An 18,169-nucleotide genomic window follows, 5' to 3' on the forward strand; every position below is an offset into this window, starting at 1 on the left:
AACACAAGATTATCCAGAACTTACGCTTGAATTAAGAAAAGATTATTATCAAAAACAAATTTTTGAATTTGCCCTAAAAGCAAAAACCTTCTTTTTCAATCCAAACCAAAGCAAATAACAGATGAATTTGATAGGAAGATGTATCTCCAATTTTGGGATGAATACAACCAACTACTTCTTGGCAAGCATCAAAAAACCTCCTCATAACATGAGAAGGTTTTTCTTATTCTTACTTCTGTATTAATGTTAAAATTTGATCCGCGTTCACTTCTTGACTTTCTCCTGAACGACGTGATTTTAGTTCAATGAGATTTTCAGTTGCTTTAGAACCTACTACTATACGTTTTGGGATTCCAATGAGATCAGCATCTTTGAACTTAACACCGGCTCTTTCAGGACGATCATCAAATAAAACTTCTACACCAGCATGCAGGAGATCTTTATACAGCTTTTCAGCCAAATTGCGCTGAGTTTCGTCTTTCATATTCACTGCGATCAAATGAACTGCATATGGAGAGATGGCTTCAGGCCAGATGATCCCTCCTTCATCATGATGTTGTTCCACAACAGCTGAAAGGGTACGAGAGATTCCAATGCCATAACAACCCATGATATACATTTGTTCTCTACCATTGGCATCGAGGAATGTTCCTTTCATTGCATCACTATACTTTGTGCCAAGTTTAAAAATATGTCCAACCTCGACCCCTTTTTGGAAACGAATAATTCCACCGCATCGTGGACATTTGTCTCCTTCTTCGATTGTACGTAAGTCGGCATATTTACTCACTTCAAAGTCTCGACCTTCCACCGCGTGCAAGAAATGATAGTCATCTTGATTTGCACCAATATGCCATTGGGCAAAACCGCGAAGCGCTTGATCCGCAAGAATCGTTATTTTTTCCTTCACGTTCACTGGTCCCAAAGAACCTGGACTTGCTCCCGTTACGTTTCGAATCGTTTGCTCATCTGCCATGAAGCAAGTACTTGCTTCCATAATATTTTTTACTTTTACTTCATTTACTTCATGATCACCACGTACCAAAACCATAACAGGCTGCTCATCCACTATAAATAAAAGAGTTTTTACTAAAGCGTTTGGTCCTACTTGCAAGAATGTAGCAAGTTGATCAATGGTTTTAATATTTGGAGTATGGATTTTTTCGATTGGTGCAACTGTTTCATCGTTAGCTGAGCTAGTCTCATCTATTACAATTTCTGCCATTTCAATATTGGCAGAATAATCACATGAGGTACAAATGGCAATCTTATCTTCCCCAGCTTCAGAGAATACCATAAATTCATGTGTGCCTTTGCCACCAATAGAACCGGAATCAGCCTCAACCGATCCAAATTCCAAACCGCAACGAGTAAAGATATTGACATATGCCTGATACATATCTTGATAGATCTCATCAAGTGATTCGCGATCTGCATGAAAAGAATACGCATCTTTCATTATGAATTCCCTGCCACGTAGCAATCCTGATCTTGGTCGCTTTTCATCACGGAATTTCGTTTGAATTTGATAAAGGGTCATTGGTAGTTTTTTATAAGTGTTTACTGCATTACGAACTAGATCGGTAATTGTCTCTTCATGTGTTGGTCCTAAGATAAACCGACGGTCATGACGATCTTGTAACTTAACTAGTTCTGGTCCATATGTATCATATCGTCCAGACTCTTGCCAAAGCTCAGCAGGATTAAGTGCTGGCATCAAAAGTTCCTGCGATCCAATACGATCCATCTCTTCTCGAACAATCGTTGAGATCTTATTTAACACACGCTGAGCAAGAGGTAAGTAAGTGTATACTCCTGCTGCTACTTGTCTAATAAAACCTGCACGAAGCAAAAGCTGATGACTAATCATTTCTGCTTCGGCAACACTCCTAAGTGTAGGAATAAGCGCAGTCTTCTGTCTCAAAATCCTTCCTCATTTCTAGGTCAAAATATTTTCCTAAAATCGTTTATCGTGACAAATACCATTAATAGAATCAACATAGCAAACCCAACAAGATGGACATAACTCTCTTTACTTGGGTTAATTGGACGTCCTCTAACTCCTTCAATAATGATAAAGATAAGTCTACTACCATCTAGCGCAGGAATAGGAAGTAGATTAAAAATACCTAGATTCAAACTCAGTAATGCTGTCCACTTGATTAATGCAACAAAGCCAGCATCTGCTGCTTTCCCAGTCAAATATCCCATTTGTGCTGGTCCACCCAGACTATCGATCGAAATTTGGCCTGTTACAAGCTTGCCAAAACCATCCAATATAATGACAGACCAATTATAAGTTTGTTTAAAACCTTCTCTGACTGTCTCCATCATTGTTGCTTTGCGCATCATTTGCCTTTGATCAAACATTGTTCCTATGATATATACTTCGCCTTGTTTTTGTGGAGCAATATTGACTTGCAGATCTTGATTACCACGTTTAACAACAAAAGGTACAGCTTTCCCTTTCGAATTAATTAACTCTACCCGAAGCATATCGATGGTACTTACACGCTTATTGTTCACTGTTTGAATAACGTCACCAGGCTTCAAGCCAGCTTTCTCTGCAGGGGAGTTTTTGGTAACCATACTAATAGGAAGCTTTGCTTCCACGCCAATCACTGCTGTGTATACTCCAAATAAGATGATCGTCAAAATGATATTAAATATAGGTCCGGCTAAAATGGTAAGAGCTTTTTGCCAAACTGTTTTCGAACTAAATTGACGATCAATGGGAGCTATTTGCATCTCATTCTTTTTATTGAGATGAATAAAAGCTTCGCGGTGCAACGGATATCTCACTTGTTCCCCAGATTCGTCGAGTAAAATAGTTACAAAAAGATCTTTTTCTGTATCCATCTCGACAAGTTTTCCTGTCACCAATTCGCCTTTTACTTCACGAGGATCAATCAACCATACATCCGTTACTAAATTTTGCTTCATATCTAAATGTATGATAGATTCTGGTTTGATATCAATTATCTCTGGGTCTTCTCCAGCCATACGAACGAAACCACCTAATGGAAGAAGACGAATTGCATACAATGTCTCTCCTTTTCGCTTAGAGAAAACAACGGGACCAAAACCAATAGCAAATTCACGCACTAAGATCCCTGCTCTTTTTGCAAAAAGAAAATGACCAAGTTCGTGCACGAAAACCAAAATACTTAACACTAGAATAAACGAAACCACTGTTTGCAGTATGTGCACCAACATCACCACCTATAAGGTTAATTGACGAGCAAATTCACGTGCCCACTGGTCTGCGTGTTTAATTTCTTCTAATTGTGGGTTTTTTATCGAATCATGAGTTTCTAACGTTTTTTCTATCATAGCCTCTATACCCAAAAAAGGAATAGTTTTCTTTAGAAATTTCTCTACTGCGATTTCATTAGCAGCATTTAAAACAGTCGGCATTGTACCACCAGCTTTTCCCGCTTCAAAGGCCATAGCGAGACATGGAAAACGAGATACATCAGGTTCTAGAAAAGTTAGTTGTTTGATATCACTCAAGGACAATGGCGGCATGGATAATGTTAATCTTTGAGGATAAGACATGGCATATTGAATGGGTACTTTCATATCTGGTGTACCTAATTGTGCCATCACTGCTCCATCTTGAAATTCTACCATAGAGTGTATAATACTTTGTGGATGAACCAAAACTTCTATCTGATCATAGGAGAAGGAAAACAACCAATGTGCTTCCATTACCTCTAATCCTTTGTTAATCATCGTTGCTGTATCAATGGTAACTTTGGCCCCCATTGCCCAGTTCGGATGCTTTAAGGCCATCTCTGGTGTAGCAGTGGCTAATTGATCTCTTGTAAAATCACGAAAAGCTCCACCTGAAGCTGTTAAAATCAATTTGCGAACATCTTCATTTCTCTCACCATTAAGGCATTGAAAAATTGCGGAATGCTCACTATCGATTGGTAAGATATCAACTTTTTTTTGTTTGGCTCTCTCCATTACTAAATGACCAGCCGTTACCAATGTTTCTTTGTTTGCGAGTCCTATTCGTTTTCCAGCTTCGATAGCTGCTAATGTAGGTTCTAGCCCTCTACTACCAACCAAAGAAGATACAACATAGGTAGCATCTGAGTGAGTTGCTACTTCAATAAGTCCTTCTTCACCCCATACTACTTTTATAGAATCAGGCAGCGCTTGAGCTACTTTTTCAGCTAAATCTTTCGTAGCCATAGAAATCATATGAGGTTTAAAAGTTAGTGCTTGTTGAATCATTTCTTCGACATTGCTACCTGCAGCAAGCGCGACTACTTGAAAATGATTAGGATGTTGTTTTACCACATCCAATGTACTAGTTCCTATTGATCCCGTTGAGCCTAAGATAGCTATTTTCTCTAGCATTTAAGTTCTCCTCTTCATTCCAATAACAACGCTCTTACTAAAATGTACTTGTAAAAATTTGCAGGATAAGAAAAGTAAAAATTAAACTATCAAAACGATCGAGTACACCACCATGTCCTGGTAAAATCCGACCTGAATCTTTTGCTCCAGTAGAACGTTTGATTGCAGACTCGACTAAATCACCTAACTGACCAACTACCGAGATGAGTAATCCTAGTATAATTGCATAGCCCATTGTCCAAATCTGCGGACAAAAATAACTAAAAAAGCCACTAACAATTACTCCTAGCAAAATCCCTCCAATAGAACCCTCAACAGTCTTATTCGGACTTATGGATGGCCACAACTTACGTTTACCTAAATTTTTCCCTGTAAAATACGCACCTGTATCATTAGCCCAGATAATGAGCAGAACAAATAAAGACCATATTAACCCATCTGGATGCCAAATCATTTGAATCATATAAGAAAATCCTAAACCTATGTATATCGTACCAATAAATAAGTGCGCCATTTGATAAATATCAAATTGATTACGAGAAAATACCAATAAAGCAAGAAAAATAACCAAACCCAATATGATGATGTTTGTGTACTCAAACAATGCTACTGAATCTAACCCAAACTGTGTTTTTAAACCAGAAACGATAATAAGCCAAACGAACAGTAACCCAAGAATTACTTGTGGTTTACGATAGGAAAAACCGAAAAGTCGACAGTATTCCAAAAAACAAATAGATGCTAGTATCGAAATAAGCACGGAATACCACCAAGAGCCTAGCCATAGAATGAGCAAAAAGAAGATTGCTCCTAGTACTCCTGAAATGATACGTTCTTTCATAATTGCCGACAGGACCACCTTTAAAGTTTTGGTGTAGAGGAATGTCGGCATTTCTCAGTTTCCGAACTGAGAGCAACGATCCTCTCCTGTCCTCCCTCCTTTACAGGAATTGCTAGATACATATCCATTTTTATTGCGACCGAATCATGTATCCTGTTATACTATCGTTTTTGTTACTCCTATATAATCTAAACTCTTAAGTATCTGTACTACAGGGATCCATACCTCCTTGATCTTCGTTGATACTCTCCGATTGCTTTTATGAACATCTCCTTAGAAAAATCGGGCCACAGTGCTTCAGTAAACCAAAACTCACTATAAGCTATTTGCCATAACAAAAAATTACTTATCCTTATTTCACCACTTGAACGGATAACAAGATCTGGGTCTGGCAAACCTTTTGTCAGGAGACGATCACTCACCACTTGTTCAGAGATATCTTCTTTACTAATATTTCCTAATTCGACGTCATCTATAATCTGATGTATCATAGCTAGAATCTCATCTCGAGAACCATAATTAATGGCAAAATTAAGAATCATCCCAGTATTGTGCTTTGTCTTCTCTTCGAATTGAGATAGTGCTTCTTGGGTAAAGGTAGGTGTTTGTTTCTTTTCACCAAGCATCTGCACCCGAACATTACGATCCACAAGCTCTTGTAAATCTGTTTTTAAAAATTCAACAGGGAGTTTCATGAGATATTCCACTTCTTCTTTTGGTCTTTTCCAATTTTCAGTCGAAAAAGAATAAAAAGTAAGAACTTCGATCCCCAAATCATTTGCGACTCGTATTGTTTCTCTTACTCTTCTCATTCCAGCAGCGTGTCCTGCTGTCCGTGGTAAACCTCTTTTTTTAGCCCAACGTCCATTCCCATCCGTAATAATTGCAACATGCTTTGGCAATGCTTGTTTATCGATCACATCTGCAAATCCATCGCCTTGATTACGCTGGTTGAACAGGCGCTTCAATCCTAACCGCATATTTATACCTCCACCACTGATAATCGCCACTGTGGATATGAAAAGGTGTAGTCGAAAACCCCCTCAAATAGGAGGGAGTTTTCCATTACCCAATGTTAAATTTCCATGATTTCTTTTTCTTTATCTGCTACTATCTTATCAATCTCTTTGACAAATTGATCTGTTACTTTTTGTATTTCATCTTGACCACGGCGAGAAGAATCTTCATTCACTTCACCATTTTTTTCAAGTTTTTTCAACTCGTCATTTGCTTCCCGTCGAACATTCCGAATGGCTACTTTTGCTTCTTCACCCATTTTTCTTGCCATTTTCACCAAATCTCCACGACGTTCTTCTGTTAATGGAGGAATACTTATACGAATAGCAGCACCATCATTGTTTGGAGTCAACCCGAGTTCCGATTTTAGGATTGACTTTTCAATTTGTGCTACTGCTGTCTTATCCCAAGGTTGAATGTAAAGCGTACGAGGATCAGGAGTACTAATATTTGCAAGTTGATTTACTGGTGTAGGACTTCCATAATAATCTACCATCACTTTGTCCAATAGAGCAGGATTAGCACGACCTGCACGTAAGGACATTAAATCTCTTTTTAATACCTGTACAGCTTTGTCCATCTTTTCTTGCATCGTTGATTTCACTTCATTAATCATGCGTGGTTCCCCCTTACAACAGTTCCTATGTACTCTCCCATTAATACGCGACGGATATTACCTTCTGTTGTTATATTGAACACGATCAATGGAATATTGTTATCCATACATAAGGATGAAGCTGTTGAATCCATTACAGCTAAACCTTTATTCAATACTTCTAAGAAGGTGAGTGTGTCATACTTCTCTGCATTTGGATCCAGTCTTGGGTCTGTGTTATATACACCATCTACATTATTTTTCGCCATGAGGATTACTTCTGCCTCTATTTCTGCAGCACGAAGAGCAGCAGTTGTATCAGTGGAAAAATAAGGATTTCCATTACCTGCCGCAAAAATAACAACTCGTCCCTTCTCCAAATGGCGAATAGCTCTGCGTCGAATATAAGGCTCAGCAATTTGCCTCATTTCAATCGAACTTTGAACTCTCGTAGCTACATCCATCGACTCCAATGAATCTTGCAATGCGAGTGAATTCATTACAGTTGCTAACATGCCCATATAGTCAGCAGTTGCACGATCCATCCCACGTTTTGTTCCAGCGATACCCCTCCAAATATTTCCTCCGCCTACTACAATCGCGACCTCGACACCCAATTGAATGATCTCTTTGATCTGACGGGAAATAGAAGTTAATACCGCTGAATCAATCCCATAACCTTGTTCACCAGCTAGTGCTTCTCCACTTAATTTTAAGACAACACGTTTATATTTGGGAGTGCTCATACGATCCCCACATTTCTGTCAGTAGTTGAAAAAGGGGATACACGAAATGTGCTCCCCATATCGCTTTAACCTTTGTTTACTTGAGACATAACTTCTTCTACAAAGTTATCTTGGCGTTTTTCGATACCTTCTCCTAGTTCAAAACGAACAAAACGACGAATGGTGATATTTTCTCCAATCCGTGCAATTTGTTCTTTTACTAATTGATCGATTGTCTTCTCATTATCTTTTACAAAAACTTGATCAAGAAGGCAAATTTCTTTGAAATGTTTCACCAATCGACCTTCAACCATTTTATCTACAATATTTGCAGGTTTTCCTTCTTGAAGCGCTTGTTGTTTCAACATTTCACGTTCTTTTTCTACTTCTTCTTCTGCAACTTCTTCGCGACGAACATATTTTGGGTTCATTGCTGCAATTTGCATGGCGATATCTTTTACAAATCCAACAAATTCAGGTGTTTTTGCTACGAAATCGGTTTCGCAGTTTACTTCTACCAACACACCAATACGACCACCAGCATGTATGTAAGACTCAACAACACCTTCAGCAGCTACACGATCTGCTTTTTTAGAAGCCCCAGCGATCCCTTTTTCACGAAGATATTCAATTGCTTTTTCCATATCTCCATTTGTTTCTGTAAGCGCTTTTTTACAATCCATCATCCCAGCGCCAGTTTTTTGTCTCAATTCTTTAACCATTGAAGCAGAAATAGCCATCTCTTGCCACTACCTTTCACTCTAACTAATCAATTGAAAATTTCTATTATGAACAATGCCTATAGGAGTAGAATTTCTAATAAAAAGGGGTGGATCTACCACCCCTACGCACATAAACTTACGAAGCTGAACTTTGTTGCTCGCCTTGTCTTCCTTCAATAATCGCATCAGCGATTTTAGCAGTAAACAGACGTACAGCACGGATAGCATCATCGTTGCCCGGGATGACATAATCTACTTCATCCGGGTCACAGTTAGTATCTACGATGGAGATGATCGGAATGTTTAATTTGCGAGCTTCTGCAACAGCAATCCGTTCTTTACGAGGATCTATAATAAAGATTGCATCAGGAAGTTTTTTCATATTTTTAATGCCGCCCAAGAATTTCTCTAGACGAGCTTGTTCTTTTTTCAAGAGAACAACTTCTTTTTTAGGTAGTACTTCAAAAGTACCGTCTTCTTCCATGCGCTCTAATTCATGAAGACGTTGAATACGTTTTTGAATCGTACCGAAGTTGGTTAACGTTCCACCTAACCAACGATGATTCACAAAAAACATATCAGAACGAATAGCTTCATCTTTTACTGCTTCTTGTGCTTGTTTCTTTGTTCCAACAAATAATACATTACCGCCATCACGAGAAAGATCACGTACGAATTGGTAAGCTTGCTCCATCATTTTCACTGTTTTTTGAAGATCAATGATGTAAATACCATTACGTTCGGTAAAAATAAAACGACTCATTTTAGGGTTCCAACGACGTGTCTGATGACCGAAGTGAACACCTGCTTCTAATAATTGCTTCATGGATACAACTGCCATGAATCCAGCCTCCTTATGGTTTTTATCCTCCGCCAAGGATCATCGAGAAATCAGCAACCAAATAAATTGGCACCACTGCTCACTCCTTTGGCGTGTGTTTTACACCAATGACGAATATATCACACAATGTAAAGAGCTTGCAAGGCTAAGTTAGTAACTTAGTGTAAATTACTGGGAGGATTTTTTTGAGCGAATTCTTCTTTGTCTAAAAGTAAGTTGCCCAAATACGACATGGCATGAGTATGACCAGCATTCGAAGCTTTTTCCAGCCACATAATACCTTCTGCCTCATTCTGTGGCAAAGTAAAGCCTTCTACCAAACGCCATCCCAATTGGTACATTGATTCTGAACTTCCTGCATCAGATGCCTTTTTCAACCAGTGCTCTCCTAATTCTTGATTATATGGCAGACCACTTGCATCTAGATATCTCCAACCCAAACTATCCATTGCATCTAAATTTCCACCCTCAGCAGCGCGGGTAAGTAGTTGTTCTGCTTCTTGCAGATCATTATTAGAAAGAGTTCCTTTTAAAATCGCCCATGCAAGAGAGCACATCGCATATGTATTTCCTTTGTTAGCTGCTTCTCGCAGTAACCGCTCCCCCTCTGGAATATTTTGAGTGATACCTTTTCCATCTAATAGTCTCCACCCTAAAGCACTTAGTGCGGGATCATAGTTAAGAGAAATAGCTTTTTTTAACCACATTTCCCCTTCTTGTTCATTATGAGATAAACCTGCGCCATCCAATAAACGCCATCCTAAATTATGCATTGCTTTTACATTACCTAATTCAGCTGATTTTCGTAACCATTTTTCACCATCAGACATTACTGGACCACCCATTGGTTGAGCAGCTCCCAAATTTGATTGATCACTCATGTATCTCCAACTCCTTTATTAACATTATTACAACAAATATTATTATCACAAAAATAGAGAAAATGGTAGACAAATAGAGAAAAATCATCCATTAAGCTGATTCTATTTTGCTAAAAATACAAAAAACATGCACTTTTCAACAATCCTATCTTTTGCATGACAAAATTGCTATCCATTGATTAAAATATAATTATCATAATTATCATCCAATAGCTAGTTGTTATTTAATTTGCAAAGGAGAAGGTGAAAAGATTTGAGAAAATTCAATGTCGCAGCAGCTATTCTAGGCTGCTCCTTACTTACCATCACCAGTTTCTCCATTTCATCTGCAAATGCGGTGAATAAAAAAATTAGTTCTATCCCCAAAAACCAGTGGAAAATTGCAGGAACTGTTAAAGGAGAAGGAGACGTAAGTAAAAAATTCTCTATTGGGCCTAGTAATCTTAAAGCTTTAAAAATGGGAGAGGACATGAAATTCGAATTAAAATCGAATGATCATAATCTCCATTATTCTTTAAAAATCCCAGTAAAAAAGGATGCAAAAGGTGGAGTACTTTACCAATATCAATCATCTGGTGAAGAAGAAGCAGGTTACTTTCGAGTAGAAAAGCAAACTTACGATGCGAAAAATGATAGCATCTCAGCTGAAGTCTCGGGTGGAGGAAACTTTATCGTATATACCCAAGACGCTACATTAGAAAGTCCCAACAGCTTAGCACCAGATACAACTGCTCCATCTTCAAAAATTGCTAGTGCTACAACTAGTACTATTACCACTACTCCACCAGCTATCTTCTACATCCCTCATCAAGATGATGAAACATTATCGATGGGTGTCGGGATAACTCAACACTTAGATGCTGGTAGAGAAGTAATTGCTGTTCTTTACACGGATGGCGCTGGATCTGTTGCCCAAAAAATATTGAACGGGGAAGTAGGTTCTAGTTGGTGGGGTGGTACTCATAACCCTGTAAAAGAGGGATATGGGCATATAGATAACCCGAAATTTTCATCATCCAGAACCAATGAGTTAAAGTCAGCATTAATGCAATTGGGAGTAAAACCAGAGAATATCCATATCCGAAACTTATCATCTGATGGAATCCTTACTTTGAATGAAGTCAAACAGTTGGTACTGGAATATGAATCCAAATATCCAAAAGCGAGTCACAAAGCAATGTCTCAACACGATGGCTCCTTATCCCATGCCCTTAGTGGACAAGCCTTAGTGGATTTGTACAAACAAAAAGCTATTTCCGACGCTCGACTATATGTATCACGAAATGATTTTACCAGAGTTACTGTTGGGTCACTGGTCACACCTACGACAAACCAAGCCTTTCGAATTAAAAAGGCAGCAATGGTATACCAAGCCTGGAATCCAGTTGTAGAGTCTTTTGCTATTGGCTATCATAGTGTATCTACACAATTCAACTCTCTGTTAGCAAAAATACAAAACAGACAGCATACACCAACCCAATAAAAAAGAAGCCTGTATTAGGCTTCTTTTTTATAATATATACTGACTCAAGTCCCGATCAGAAACGATGCTACGTAGTCGCTCGTTCACATACTCTGGAGTGATAACAATCTCTTCTAATGTAATATCTGGTGCTTCAAAAGAAAGTTCCTCTAACAAACGCTCCAAAATGGTATGCAATCTTCTGGCTCCGATATTTTCTGTTTGACTATTAACATTTGCAGCTAAACTAGCAATCTCACGTATAGCTGGTTCAGTAAATGTCACTTTGATCCCTTCTGTTTCTAATAGTGCAGTATATTGTTTTAAGAGTGCATTTTTAGGTTCTGTCAAAATACGAACAAAATCATCCGTAGTAAGATCTTTTAATTCCACTCTTATCGGGAATCTCCCTTGAAGTTCTGGTATTAAATCAGATGGTTTTGCTACATGAAAAGCACCTGCTGCGATAAATAGAATATGATCGGTACGAATCGAACCATACTTGGTAACAACAGTCGATCCTTCTACAATGGGCAAGATATCTCGTTGCACCCCTTCACGCGAAACATCAGGACCATGATTATCCTTGCCAGCAATCTTATCTATTTCATCCAAGAAAATGATACCTGACTGCTCCACTCTCTCCAATGCTTCTTGTGTTACTTGATCCATATCAATCAATTTCTGTCCTTCTTCTTGGATCAAAACCTCTCTTGCCTCTTTTACTGGTAATCGGCGCTTTTTCTTCTTCTTTGGCATGATATTCCCAAACATTTCTTGCATATTCATACCCATTTGGTCTCCGCCCATACCAGCAAACATGTCAAACATCGACCCTATCTGCTCTTCAATTTCGAGTTCGACTAATTGATCTTCTAGTTCTCCATTTCGCAGTTTCTGAGCCATTTGGTTGCGCTCCAAACGTAGGGTTGCACTTTCTTCTCTAGAAGGTTCTTCTTTGGGTTGATTGGATTGAAATAGCATCTCAATCGGATTCTTAAAGGAGGAAGCTGTTTTTTTATCTGGCACCAAAAGTTCTACTAAACGCTCATCTGCTAAGATTTTGGCTTGCTCCGTTACTTTTGACAATTTTTCTCCTTTGACCATCCGAATAGCTGTTTCGGTAAGATCTCGAATCATCGATTCTACATCTCGACCAACATACCCTACTTCTGTAAACTTAGTAGCTTCTAATTTAATAAAAGGAGCTCCTACTAATTTTGCAAGACGACGTGCAATCTCTGTTTTACCTACACCAGTAGGTCCTACCATCAAAATATTTTTGGGTACAATTTCTTCTTTCAAATCTATTGGCAATAAACTTCGACGGTATCTATTTCGTAGTGCGATAGCGACAGACCGCTTCGCTTGATTTTGACCTACTATATGTTTGTTTAACTCTGTAACAATTTCCCTTGGCGTGAGCATGTTTTAAGCCTCCTCAACGATGATTTGATCATTGGTAAACACACAAACTTCACTCGCAATAGTTAAAGAGGCTTTTGCAATTTCTTTCGCAGTTAAATCCGGTGCATAACGTTTTAACGCACGACCAGCTGACAGAGCATAGCTTCCGCCTGATCCAATAGCTAAGACATCATCGTCCGGCTCGATAACTTCTCCATTTCCAGAGACTAAAAGTAATTGTTCTTTATTCAAAACAATGAGCATGGCTTCGAGTGACTTCAACATTTTATCTGTACGCCATTCTTTCGCTAATTCAACAGCTGCTCGAGTTAGCGATCCTTGATATTCTTCTAATTTGCCCTCGAATTTTTCAAACAAAGTGATAGCATCTGCTACTGATCCAGCAAATCCTGCCACCACTTGGCCGCGATAAAGCCTTCGAATTTTCTTTGCTCCGTGTTTCATGATCATTTGATTACCAAATGTAACTTGACCATCACCTGCAATCGCAGCTGCTCCGTTATGGCGTATCGCAAAGATAGTAGTTGCATGAAATTGCTCCATTAAATCTCTACTCCCTATCTATTATGAGATGATCGCATGATCGGACTGAATATTGATCTCACTCGCTATTTGTTCTAATTCGACTAATGCACGCTCTGCATACTGTTCCGCTCGTTCTCGTTTTCCTCGCATGGGAGATTCCAAAGAAGCAAAAAGACCGAAATTAGCATTCATTGGTTGAAAATGCTTCGCATCTGTTGTGGTTATGTAATGAGCCAAACTACCCATTGCTGTAGTAGCAGGAAGAGTTATGAGTTGTTCCCCTTTTGCAAGCCGTGCTGCATTGATTCCTGCCAAGAGACCTGCAGCAGCAGATTCTACATACCCTTCTACTCCTGTAATCTGGCCTGCGAAAAATAAATCTTCTCGTCCACGAAATTGATAAGTCGGATAAAGCAATCGAGGAGAATTTAAAAAGGTATTACGATGCATGACACCATATCGAACAATCTCAGCATTCTCTAAACCGGGAATCATCTGAAGCACCTCTTTTTGAGGCCCCCACTTCAAATGTGTCTGAAATCCAACTAGGTTAAACAATGTACCTGCACTATTGTCCTGTCTTAGTTGAACAACTGCAAATGGTCGTTTCCCAGTACGTGGATCTGTCAGACCAACTGGCTTCATTGGTCCAAATAATAATGTTTTCTTACCTCGACGTGCCATTACTTCTACTGGCATACAACCTTCAAAGTAAATCTCTTTTTCAAATTCCTTTAAAGGAGCCACTTCAGCAGAGAGGAGTGCATCATAAAATCGATTAAACTCTCCTTCGTTCATCGGACAATTAAGATATGCAGCCTCTCCTTTATCATAGCGAGATTGGAGAAATACTTTTTCCATATCTATGCTATCTTTTTCTACAATGGGAGCAGCAGCATCATAAAAATATAAATATTCTTCTCCTGTCAATGCTTGCAGTTCAGTGGACAAATCAGGTGATGTTAGTGGTCCAGTAGCTACCACGGTTATACCCGAAGGTAATGTTGTTACCTCCTCCTTGACTACTTCTATGAGAGGATGCTCGGATAAAGTACGGGTAATAGTCTGAGAAAATGCTTCTCTATCTACAGCAAGTGCTCCACCAGCTGGTACCGCATGTAAATCAGCGCTTTTTATGATCAAAGATGTTAATTTACGCATCTCTTCTTTTAATATTCCTACCGCATTAGTAAGTCCGTCAGCCCGTAAAGAATTACTACAGACCAACTCTGCAAATTGATCCCCGCGATGTGCAGGTGTTTTGCGAACTGGTCGCATCTCGATCAATTTAACTGGTATTCCACGAGAAGCGATTTGCCAAGCAGCTTCACTTCCAGCAAGCCCTGCACCAATTACTGTAACCCTAGTCATGTTCAATTTTTCTCCTCTTCGTAATCACACTGGGTGCATACAATAAATGTATCTTTCTTTTTCTTTTTTTCCACCATCATACCCTTACACTTAGGGCATGGGCGCGGTACTGGTTTATCCCAGGAGACAAAATCACAGTCTGGATAACGAGTGCACCCATAAAACAAGCGATTTTTCTTACTTTTACGTTCTACTACTTCTCCCTCATGACATGCAGGACAAGTAACTCCTGTTGATTTAACGATTGCTTTCGTATTTCGACATTCCGGAAATCCTGAACAAGCTAAAAACTTACCAAATCGGCCATGTTTGTATACCATGACCTTGCCACACTTTTCACAGATCTCATCGGATTCTTCGTCAGCAATCTCCACCTCGGCCATCTCTTCCTCTGCTACAGATAAGCGACTCTGGAATGGCTTATAGAATTGGGCTAACAACTTCACCCAGTCGATTTGTCCATCTTCTACTTGATCCAAATCTTCCTCCATATGGGCAGTAAAAGTGACATCCAAAATCTCTGGGAAAAATTCTTCCATCATACTAAGAACAATTTCACCCAGTTCCGAAGGAATAAATCGTTTATCTTCCATCAATACATATCCACGTTTTTGAATCGTATCAAGAGTAGGAGCATAGGTACTCGGTCGACCAATCCCTTTTTCCTCTAATGTTTTGACCAATCTAGCTTCCGTATAACGAGGAGGAGGCTGGGTAAAGTGTTGCTTTGGATCAATTTTTTTCTTGGTTAAGCTTTGTTTTGGTTCCAAAGCAGGTAGAAATTTTTCTTCTTCCTGTTTCTTTTCATCTGTTCCCTCAATATATACCTTCATAAACCCTTGGAATTTTATTTTTGATCCTGTTGCACGGAAAGTTGCAGTCCCTGCTTGAATATCTGCAGTTACTGCGTCCAAAATAGCAGATGCCATCTGACTCGCAACAAATCTTTCCCAAATGAGCTTATATAACCGAAATTGATCCCGCTTCAAATATTCCTTCACTTCTGAAGGAGTACGCAACACAGAGGAAGGACGAACTGCTTCATGTGCATCTTGCGCATTTGCTTTTTTCGGTGAGATTTTGCTTCCTTTGGAAACATAAGAATCTCCAAATGTTTGACGAATATAATTCATGGCCTCTTCTTTTGCACTATCACTCACACGAGTAGAATCGGTACGCATGTAGGTGATCAGACCTACACTTCCTGTCTTTTTACCCAGTTCGATACCTTCATACAGCTGCTGAGCTATAGCCATCGTTTTTTGCGGACGAAAATTAAGCTTTCGAGCTGCCTCCTGCTGCAAGGTACTTGTAATAAAGGGAAGAGCTGGATTTCGTTTTCGTTCTGTTAGCCGAACGTCTGAAACAATAAATCTTTTCCCTTTGATTGCTGATAAAAGTTTTTCTACATCTGCCTCTTTTTTTAGTTCCGTTTTCTTATTTTCGTATCCATAAAACTGAGCAGTTATTGTTTCTTTTCCGGTTGATAAATGAGCCGTAACCGTCCAATACTCTTCTGGTTTGAAGTTACGTATCTCTTTCTCCCGATCAATCACCAATTTTACAGCTATAGACTGAACACGACCTGCGCTTAAACCTCGTTTTACTTTTTTCCACAATAAAGGGCTTATTCCATACCCTACTAATCGATCGAGGATTCTCCGAGCTTGTTGAGCATTTACTAAATCCATATTAATGGGACGTGGTTGTTTAAATGCATCCTTTACCGCTTGTTTGGTAATCTCACGAAATACTACACGACAGCTCTCGCTAGGATCAATATTTAAGCTATTGGCCAAATGCCACGCAATTGCTTCGCCTTCACGATCAGGGTCAGCTGCGAGAAAAACGCGTTTTACACGTTTTTTGGCATCTTTTAATTGTTTCATTACATCGCCTTTGCCACGAACCGTAATATATTTAGGTTGAAAATTTTGTTCTACATCAACACCTAGTTGGCTTTTTGGCAAATCTCGAACATGGCCCATTGATGCCTTTACGATATATCCTTTACCCAAGTATTTGCTGATTGTTTTTGCTTTTGCTGGGGACTCTACGATCACCAACGAGTCGGCCATCGGGGGCCCTCCTTCCTCGCCTTTCATTCATAACTGTTAAGATACCAGACCAAACATAAGTTGTGCAACAACAGATATGCCTTTTATGTATTTTTTTTGTAGATCAGAAAGCCTTTTTTTGTCTACCGAAGTGCATTTAAACTCTTTTTGTATCATATATCACGAGACAACCAGTTTATTTACGTAATGTGCACCAGGTAGTTGAGAAATACATCCTTTTAATTCTAAGGATAGCAAAGAAGTATGCAAATCGCTAATTGATATTTTTCCAACTACACTTTCCATTAACGTCGTAATCTGTACAGGTTCATCTGTTATGAAGGTAAGAATTTCTTCTTCTGTATCTGTTAGAGATACTGCTACTGCAATCTCTTGTTTTGCTTCTGATATTGGATCTGTTCGCCATTTCGGCAACTCTTCTACTATATCATCAACTGACTGTACACATTTCGCTCCTTGTTGAATCAAAGAGAGCGTTCCCTTGCTACCTGGTGATTGGATAGGACCTGGAATAGCAAAAACTTCTCGGCCTTGCTCCATGCTAAATTCAGCAGTGATTAGTGATCCGCTTCGCTCAGCAGCTTCTACCACAACGGTACCATAAGATAAACCACTTATGATCCGATTACGTTGAGGAAATAGCCCAGGGTGCCCAGGTGTACCTGAAGGATACTCAGAAATTACGAGACCCGACTCAATAAGTTGTTTGTACAATTTATGATGAAATTTGGGATAAATTTCATCGATACCTGTACCCAAAACTGCAATTGTACTTCCGCCAGCTGCCAAAACACTTTGATGAGCAATCCCATCAATACCAGCAGCCATTCCACTTACAATCGTCCAACCAGCTTGAGAAAGCTCACGACTCAATTGTTCCGTCACTCTTTTTCCATAGGTGCTCGCTTTTCGTGTACCAACCATTGCGAGACATTTGGTCGAGAGTAATTTTCGATTTCCGAGTAAATACAAAACCCATGGTGCTTGCGGAAGCTCACGCAAAAGCGGAGGATAGTCTTCATCTAAAATTGTCAGTGTATCAATATTTTTTTGACTTAGCTCTTGAAATACTTTTTCTCTATAAACTCCAGACCAATTATCGCGAATAACCTGAGCTACTTTTGCAGGCAAGTGACACACCATATTATCCGGTATTTTGCCTCCTTCCCATCCCAACTGAATCAACCGCCCAATTGTCGCCCATCCAACTCCTGATAAATGATGAATAGCAATGAATGATTCTCGCAGCAATAGCGAAGCCTCCTTTGAAACGGAAAAAGAACCTTTACAGGTTCCTCTTTCCTGCTAATTG

16 protein-coding genes are annotated in these 18,169 nt (G+C 39.3%); 1 reads left to right on the forward strand and 15 read right to left on the reverse strand.

Annotated features, from left to right (window positions below):
- Positions 1-229: 229 nt before the first annotated feature.
- From A3GQ_RS0105300 to A3GQ_RS0105345, 10 genes are all read right to left on the reverse strand, one after another.
- Entirely contained in the window at positions 230-1,924 is a 1,695-nt protein-coding gene (locus A3GQ_RS0105300; protein ID WP_028776165.1) for a proline--tRNA ligase, read from the reverse strand.
- A gap of 20 nt (positions 1,925-1,944) precedes the next feature.
- Positions 1,945-3,210, reverse strand: a complete 1,266-nt coding sequence (rseP, locus tag A3GQ_RS0105305) for an RIP metalloprotease RseP (RefSeq protein ID WP_028776166.1) — start codon at positions 3,208-3,210, stop codon at positions 1,945-1,947.
- Positions 3,211-3,222: 12 nt separating this feature from the next.
- Complete coding sequence (locus tag A3GQ_RS0105310) at positions 3,223-4,371, reverse strand: 1-deoxy-D-xylulose-5-phosphate reductoisomerase (protein ID WP_028776167.1); 1,149 nt, start codon at positions 4,369-4,371, stop codon at positions 3,223-3,225.
- A gap of 37 nt (positions 4,372-4,408) precedes the next feature.
- Entirely contained in the window at positions 4,409-5,212 is an 804-nt protein-coding gene (locus A3GQ_RS0105315) for a phosphatidate cytidylyltransferase (RefSeq protein ID WP_028776168.1), read from the reverse strand.
- 209 nt (positions 5,213-5,421) lie between these two features.
- The gene (locus A3GQ_RS0105320) at positions 5,422-6,192 is read right to left on the reverse strand and encodes an undecaprenyl pyrophosphate synthase (RefSeq protein WP_037464013.1); all 771 of its coding nucleotides are present in this window, start codon (positions 6,190-6,192) and stop codon (positions 5,422-5,424) included.
- A gap of 95 nt (positions 6,193-6,287) precedes the next feature.
- Positions 6,288-6,845, reverse strand: a complete 558-nt coding sequence (gene frr, locus A3GQ_RS0105325; RefSeq protein ID WP_028776170.1) for a ribosome recycling factor — start codon at positions 6,843-6,845, stop codon at positions 6,288-6,290.
- Entirely contained in the window at positions 6,842-7,570 is a 729-nt protein-coding gene (pyrH, locus tag A3GQ_RS0105330; protein ID WP_028776171.1) for a UMP kinase, read from the reverse strand. The genes frr and pyrH overlap by 4 nt, the downstream gene beginning before the upstream one ends.
- Before the next feature lie 65 nt (positions 7,571-7,635).
- Positions 7,636-8,289 (reverse strand): translation elongation factor Ts, encoded by a 654-nt coding sequence (gene tsf, locus A3GQ_RS0105335; protein ID WP_028776172.1) that lies wholly within the window; start codon positions 8,287-8,289, stop codon positions 7,636-7,638.
- A 118-nt stretch (positions 8,290-8,407) separates the two neighbouring features.
- Positions 8,408-9,112 (reverse strand): 30S ribosomal protein S2, encoded by a 705-nt coding sequence (gene rpsB, locus A3GQ_RS0105340; protein WP_028776173.1) that lies wholly within the window; start codon positions 9,110-9,112, stop codon positions 8,408-8,410.
- A 158-nt stretch (positions 9,113-9,270) separates the two neighbouring features.
- The gene (locus tag A3GQ_RS0105345) at positions 9,271-9,993 is read right to left on the reverse strand and encodes a tetratricopeptide repeat protein (RefSeq protein ID WP_028776174.1); all 723 of its coding nucleotides are present in this window, start codon (positions 9,991-9,993) and stop codon (positions 9,271-9,273) included.
- A 253-nt stretch (positions 9,994-10,246) separates the two neighbouring features.
- Here A3GQ_RS0105345 and A3GQ_RS0105350 point away from each other — a divergent pair, with 253 nt between their 5' ends.
- The gene (locus A3GQ_RS0105350) at positions 10,247-11,476 is read left to right on the forward strand and encodes a PIG-L family deacetylase (RefSeq protein ID WP_028776175.1); all 1,230 of its coding nucleotides are present in this window, start codon (positions 10,247-10,249) and stop codon (positions 11,474-11,476) included.
- A gap of 27 nt (positions 11,477-11,503) precedes the next feature.
- On the opposite strand, the gene hslU is transcribed toward A3GQ_RS0105350, so the two are convergent.
- The 5 genes from hslU to dprA all read right to left on the reverse strand — a co-directional run bounded on the left by hslU (position 11,504) and on the right by dprA (position 18,108).
- Entirely contained in the window at positions 11,504-12,883 is a 1,380-nt protein-coding gene (gene hslU, locus A3GQ_RS0105355; protein WP_028776176.1) for an ATP-dependent protease ATPase subunit HslU, read from the reverse strand.
- 3 nt (positions 12,884-12,886) lie between these two features.
- The gene (hslV, locus tag A3GQ_RS0105360) at positions 12,887-13,426 is read right to left on the reverse strand and encodes an ATP-dependent protease subunit HslV (RefSeq protein ID WP_028776177.1); all 540 of its coding nucleotides are present in this window, start codon (positions 13,424-13,426) and stop codon (positions 12,887-12,889) included.
- Between the two features lie 21 nt (positions 13,427-13,447).
- Positions 13,448-14,779, reverse strand: coding sequence for an FADH(2)-oxidizing methylenetetrahydrofolate--tRNA-(uracil(54)-C(5))-methyltransferase TrmFO (trmFO, locus tag A3GQ_RS0105365; RefSeq protein WP_028776178.1), 1,332 nt, complete (start codon positions 14,777-14,779; stop codon positions 13,448-13,450).
- 2 nt (positions 14,780-14,781) lie between these two features.
- Complete coding sequence (gene topA, locus A3GQ_RS0105370) at positions 14,782-16,857, reverse strand: type I DNA topoisomerase (protein WP_028776179.1); 2,076 nt, start codon at positions 16,855-16,857, stop codon at positions 14,782-14,784.
- Between the two features lie 159 nt (positions 16,858-17,016).
- On the reverse strand, positions 17,017-18,108 hold the full coding sequence (dprA, locus tag A3GQ_RS0105375; RefSeq protein ID WP_037464017.1) for a DNA-processing protein DprA: 1,092 nt from the start codon (positions 18,106-18,108) through the stop codon (positions 17,017-17,019).
- Positions 18,109-18,169 lie beyond the last annotated feature (61 nt).

Source organism: Shimazuella kribbensis DSM 45090 (assembly GCF_000428065.1).
Lineage (GTDB): Bacteria > Bacillota > Bacilli > Thermoactinomycetales > Thermoactinomycetaceae > Shimazuella > Shimazuella kribbensis.

Bases quoted from the DNA above. Each gene is read 5' to 3' on its own strand.
- A3GQ_RS0105310 (WP_028776167.1), bottom strand. From the start codon at position 4,371: ATGCTAGAGAAAATAGCTATCTTAGGCTCAACGGGATCAATAGGAACT.
- A3GQ_RS0105315 (WP_028776168.1), bottom strand. From the start codon at position 5,212: ATGAAAGAACGTATCATTTCAGGAGTACTAGGAGCAATCTTCTTTTTG.
- A3GQ_RS0105320 (WP_037464013.1), bottom strand. From the start codon at position 6,192: ATGCGGTTAGGATTGAAGCGCCTGTTCAACCAGCGTAATCAAGGCGAT.
- frr (WP_028776170.1), bottom strand. From the start codon at position 6,845: ATGATTAATGAAGTGAAATCAACGATGCAAGAAAAGATGGACAAAGCT.
- pyrH (WP_028776171.1), bottom strand. From the start codon at position 7,570: ATGAGCACTCCCAAATATAAACGTGTTGTCTTAAAATTAAGTGGAGAA.
- tsf (WP_028776172.1), bottom strand. From the start codon at position 8,289: ATGGCTATTTCTGCTTCAATGGTTAAAGAATTGAGACAAAAAACTGGC.
- rpsB (WP_028776173.1), bottom strand. From the start codon at position 9,112: ATGGCAGTTGTATCCATGAAGCAATTATTAGAAGCAGGTGTTCACTTC.
- A3GQ_RS0105345 (WP_028776174.1), bottom strand. From the start codon at position 9,993: ATGAGTGATCAATCAAATTTGGGAGCTGCTCAACCAATGGGTGGTCCA.
- hslU (WP_028776176.1), bottom strand. From the start codon at position 12,883: ATGCTCACGCCAAGGGAAATTGTTACAGAGTTAAACAAACATATAGTA.
- hslV (WP_028776177.1), bottom strand. From the start codon at position 13,426: ATGGAGCAATTTCATGCAACTACTATCTTTGCGATACGCCATAACGGA.
- trmFO (WP_028776178.1), bottom strand. From the start codon at position 14,779: ATGACTAGGGTTACAGTAATTGGTGCAGGGCTTGCTGGAAGTGAAGCT.
- topA (WP_028776179.1), bottom strand. From the start codon at position 16,857: ATGGCCGACTCGTTGGTGATCGTAGAGTCCCCAGCAAAAGCAAAAACA.